Annotated in this window: 3 rRNA genes; all 3 read right to left on the bottom strand. The window is 55.7% G+C overall.

Annotated elements, in window-relative coordinates:
- Positions 1–5 precede the first annotated feature (5 nt).
- Positions 6–122: ribosomal RNA gene (gene rrf / locus NS184_RS15445) — 5S ribosomal RNA — on the bottom strand.
- A gap of 153 nt (positions 123–275) precedes the next feature.
- A 23S ribosomal RNA gene (locus NS184_RS15440) occupies positions 276–3402 on the bottom strand.
- Between the two features lie 449 nt (positions 3403–3851).
- A 16S ribosomal RNA gene (locus tag NS184_RS15435) occupies positions 3852–5373 on the bottom strand.
- Together the 16S, 23S and 5S rRNA genes form the textbook arrangement of a ribosomal RNA operon.
- Positions 5374–5565 lie beyond the last annotated feature (192 nt).

The raw sequence follows: 5565 nt of genomic DNA, 5'->3' as shown, positions 1-5565 counted from the left end.
GTTGAGTCCGGCGGCGTCCTACTCTCCCACAAGGTCCCCCTTGCAGTACCATCGGCGCTGAGAGGCTTAGCTTCCGGGTTCGGAATGTGACCGGGCGTTTCCCTCTCGCTATGACCACCGGAACACTTTCGACCCAATCACATGGAAGTCCGAAAGCTGTTCCGCGGGCGCTCGTATCGAGCACAGCGCGGTGTTCAGTTTCTTGTCCCCGATCGTCTGTCGGGAACCACAAAGTGGACGCGAGCCCCACACCCGAAAGTGTGGGAAATAATTGTGTTGTCAAGTCTTCGGCTTATTAGTACCGGTCAGCTCCACGGGTCGTTAGTCCCCGCTTCCACATCCGGCCTATCAACCCAGTAGTCTGCTGGGAGCCTCTCACACTCAAGGTGCATGGAAATCTCATCTCGAAGACGGCTTCCCGCTTAGATGCTTTCAGCGGTTATCCGGTCCGAACGTAGCTAATCAGCGGTGCCCTTGGCAGAACAACTGACACACCAGAGGTTCGTCCATCCCGGTCCTCTCGTACTAGGGATAGATCTTCTCAAATTTCCAACGCGCGCAGCGGATAGGGACCGAACTGTCTCACGACGTTCTAAACCCAGCTCGCGTACCGCTTTAATGGGCGAACAGCCCAACCCTTGGGACCTACTCCAGCCCCAGGATGCGACGAGCCGACATCGAGGTGCCAAACCATGCCGTCGATATGGACTCTTGGGCAAGATCAGCCTGTTATCCCCGAGGTACCTTTTATCCGTTGAGCGACAGCGCTTCCACAAGCCACTGCCGGATCACTAGTCCCGACTTTCGTCCCTGCTCGACCTGTCAGTCTCACAGTCAAGCTCCCTTGTGCACTTACACTCGCCACCTGATTGCCAACCAGGTTGAGGGAACCTTTGGGCGCCTCCGTTACTCTTTGGGAGGCAACCGCCCCAGTTAAACTACCCACCAGGCACTGTCCATGAACCCGATCAGGGTCCTACGTTAGACATCCAGAGTGACCAGAGTGGTATTTCAACAATGACTCCACGAACACTAGCGTGCCCGCTTCACAGTCTCCCACCTATCCTACACAAGCCACACCGAACACCAATACCAAGCTGTAGTAAAGGTCACGGGGTCTTTCCGTCCTGCTGCGCGTAACGAGCATCTTTACTCGTAGTGCAATTTCGCCGAGTTCGCGGTTGAGACAGCTGGGAAGTCGTTACGCCATTCGTGCAGGTCGGAACTTACCCGACAAGGAATTTCGCTACCTTAGGATGGTTATAGTTACCACCGCCGTTTACTGGGGCTTAAATTCAGAGCTTCGCCCAAAGGCTAACCCTTCCTCTTAACCTTCCAGCACCGGGCAGGCGTCAGTCCGTATACATCGTCTTGCGACTTCGCACGGACCTGTGTTTTTAGTAAACAGTCGCTTCCCACTGGTCTCTGCGGCCTTCACCGCTCACGGAGCAAGTCCGGTCACGGTTCCGGCCCCCCTTCTCCCGAAGTTACGGGGGCATTTTGCCGAGTTCCTTAACCACGATTCTCTCGATCTCCTTGGTATTCTCTACCTGACCACCTGAGTCGGTTTCGGGTACGGGCGGCTGCAACCTCGCGTCGATGCTTTTCTCGGCAGCATAGGATCACTGATTTCCCCAAACGGGTACGCGTCGGATCTCAGGCACACAGACGACGGATTTGCCTATCGTCAGCCCTACATCCTTACACCAGGTTCACCTTACGGATACCATCGCCTGGCTCAGCTACCTTCCTGCGTCACACCTGTTCATACGCTAGCCGCACCAGCATGGGGTCGAGCGTTAGACCGGACCGCTTCACCCCGAAGGGATCCACTGGTCCGGGTTAGGACTCTTAGCACCACTGGATTAGCTTGGGCGGTTGTTCGCCGGTACGGGAATATCAACCCGTTGTCCATCGACTACGCCTGTCGGCCTCGCCTTAGGTCCCGACTTACCCAGGGCGGATTAACCTGGCCCTGGAACCCTTGGTCTTTCGGAGGACGGGTTTCTCACCCGTCTTTCGCTACTCATGCCTGCATTCTCACTCGTGTAGCGTCCACGGCTGGATTCCTCCGCCGCTTCACTCGCCACACGACGCTCTCCTACCACTCCGCACGACTGAACCACGAAGGCTTATCGAGTGTGCGAAATCTACAACTTCGGCGGTGTGCTTGAGCCCCGTTACATTGTCGGCGCGGAATCACTTGACCAGTGAGCTATTACGCACTCTTTCAAGGGTGGCTGCTTCTAAGCCAACCTCCTGGTTGTCTGTGCAACTCCACATCCTTTCCCACTTAGCACACGCTTAGGGGCCTTAGTTGGTAGTCTGGGTTGTTTCCCTCTCGACGATGAAGCTTATCCCCCACCGTCTCACTGCTGCGCTCTCACTCACCGGCATTCGGAGTTTGGCTGACGTCAGTAACCTGTTGAGGCCCATCGGCCATCCAGTAGCTCTACCTCCGGCGAGAAACACGCAACGCTGCACCTAAATGCATTTCGGAGAGAACCAGCTATCACGAAGTTTGATTGGCCTTTCACCCCTATCCACAGCTCATCCCCTCCATTTTCAACTGAAGTGGGTTCGGTCCTCCACGACGTCTTACCGTCGCTTCAACCTGGCCATGGATAGATCACTTCGCTTCGGGTCTAGGACATGCGACTGTGTCGCCCTATTCAGACTCGCTTTCGCTACGGCTACCCCACACGGGTTAACCTCGCCACATATCACTAACTCGCAGGCTCATTCTTCAAAAGGCACGCCGTCACCCCTACAAGGAGGCTCCGACGGTTTGTAAGCAAACGGTTTCAGGTACTATTTCACTCCCCTCCCGGGGTACTTTTCACCTTTCCCTCACGGTACTTGTCCGCTATCGGTCATCTGGGAGTATTTAGGCTTATCAGGTGGTCCTGACAGATTCACACGGGATTTCTCGGGCCCCGTGCTACTTGGGATACACATCCGGCCATAACACCATTTCGTCTACGGGGCTGGCACCCACTACGGCCCGGCTTTCAAACCGGTTCGACTATGATGCGCTGTAACCGTCCCAGTCCGGCAGAACTGAGCGACGTGTCCCACAACCCCGACCATGCAACGCCCGCCGGCTATCACACATGATCGGTTTAGCCTCATCCGCTTTCGCTCGCCACTACTCACGGAATCACATGTTGTTTTCTCTTCCTGTGGGTACTGAGATGTTTCACTTCCCCACGTTCCCTCTACCCGCCCTATATATTCAGGCGGGAGTCACCAGGTCGACAAGTCGCCTGGCGGGGTTTCCCCATTCGGAAATCCTCGGCTCACAGCTCGATTATCAGCTCCCCGAGGCTTATCGCAGATTTCTACGTCCTTCTTCGGCTCCAGATGCCAAGGCATCCACCGTTTGCTCTTAGAAACTTGACCACAAAGATTAAAATTGCGATCGACTCGAACAACAACCAGCAAGCCGGTCATCGTCACGAGCGATCTAAGATGCTCGCGTCCACTGTGTAGTTCTCAACATACGATCGGCACCACACTCCCCCAACACTCTCGTGTCAGCTTCACGTGGCCCACCGAAGAACCAGCAACACCCAGCCACCCCGTACGGGTGGCCAACTGTCACGGCTCAACCCCCGGTATCACAACCGGGAAGCCTGGTCCCTCAGGACCCAACAACGTGCACCAGCCACCAACACCCCCACCAACCCGTTCCTGACCAGCCCCGAAGGACCAACCGTACTGAGATCGACAGACACGCCGACGACTGCACTGTCAATGTTCCACCCATGAGCTACCGGCAACCACATTCGGGTTGCATCGGCGCCTGAACCAGCTGCGTTGCATCAACACAGTGGTCAGATGCTCCTTAGAAAGGAGGTGATCCAGCCGCACCTTCCGGTACGGCTACCTTGTTACGACTTAGTCCTAATCACCGATCCCACCTTCGACGGCTCCTTCCACAAGGGTTAGGCCACCGGCTTCGGGTGTTACCGACTTTCATGACTTGACGGGCGGTGTGTACAAGGCCCGGGAACGTATTCACCGCAGCGTTGCTGATCTGCGATTACTAGCGACTCCGACTTCATGAGGTCGAGTTGCAGACCTCAATCCGAACTGAGACCGGCTTTTTGGGATTCGCTCCACCTTACGGTATCGCAGCCCTTTGTACCGGCCATTGTAGCATGCGTGAAGCCCAAGACATAAGGGGCATGATGATTTGACGTCATCCCCACCTTCCTCCGAGTTGACCCCGGCAGTCTCCTATGAGTCCCCGCCATAACGCGCTGGCAACATAGAACGAGGGTTGCGCTCGTTGCGGGACTTAACCCAACATCTCACGACACGAGCTGACGACAACCATGCACCACCTGTACACCGACCACAAGGGGGCGACCATCTCTGGCCGTTTCCGGTGTATGTCAAGCCTTGGTAAGGTTCTTCGCGTTGCATCGAATTAATCCGCATGCTCCGCCGCTTGTGCGGGCCCCCGTCAATTCCTTTGAGTTTTAGCCTTGCGGCCGTACTCCCCAGGCGGGGCGCTTAATGCGTTAGCTACGACACAGAAACCGTGGAAAGGTCCCTACATCTAGCGCCCAACGTTTACGGCGTGGACTACCAGGGTATCTAATCCTGTTCGCTCCCCACGCTTTCGCTCCTCAGCGTCAGTTACGGCCCAGAGATCTGCCTTCGCCATCGGTGTTCCTCCTGATATCTGCGCATTCCACCGCTACACCAGGAATTCCAATCTCCCCTACCGCACTCTAGTCTGCCCGTACCCACTGCAAGCCCGAGGTTGAGCCTCGGGATTTCACAGCAGACGCGACAAACCGCCTACGAGCTCTTTACGCCCAATAATTCCGGACAACGCTTGCACCCTACGTATTACCGCGGCTGCTGGCACGTAGTTAGCCGGTGCTTTTTCTGCAGGTACCGTCACTCTCGCTTCTTCCCTACTAAAAGAGGTTTACAACCCGAAGGCCGTCATCCCTCACGCGGCGTTGCTGCATCAGGCTTTCGCCCATTGTGCAATATTCCCCACTGCTGCCTCCCGTAGGAGTCTGGGCCGTGTCTCAGTCCCAGTGTGGCCGGTCACCCTCTCAGGCCGGCTACCCGTCGTCGCCTTGGTGAGCCATTACCTCACCAACAAGCTGATAGGCCGCGAGTCCATCCCCAACCGAAAAATCTTTCCACCACCAGGCCATGCGACCAGTAGTCATATCCAGTATTAGACGTCGTTTCCAACGCTTATCCCAGAGTCAGGGGCAGGTTACTCACGTGTTACTCACCCGTTCGCCACTAATCCACCCAGCAAGCTGGGCTTCATCGTTCGACTTGCATGTGTTAAGCACGCCGCCAGCGTTCGTCCTGAGCCAGGATCAAACTCTCCGTAAAAAAATTACCAACCACACCCGAAAGCATGGCCGAGTTGATACTGACAAAAAGAACTGTCAACTGACAATTCTGTCCATCCAAAAGGAATTGTCTCCGTACCTCCACAAGTGAAGGCAACGGGGTCAATAAATTGGCATTGACAATGTGCACGCTGTTGAGTTCTCAAGGACCTGTCTCTTATACAATTCTGAA

Source organism: Curtobacterium luteum (genome assembly GCF_001475545.1).
Classification (GTDB): Bacteria; Actinomycetota; Actinomycetes; order Actinomycetales; family Microbacteriaceae; genus Curtobacterium; species Curtobacterium luteum_A.
This window is presented reverse-complemented; position numbering and strand designations above follow the sequence as displayed.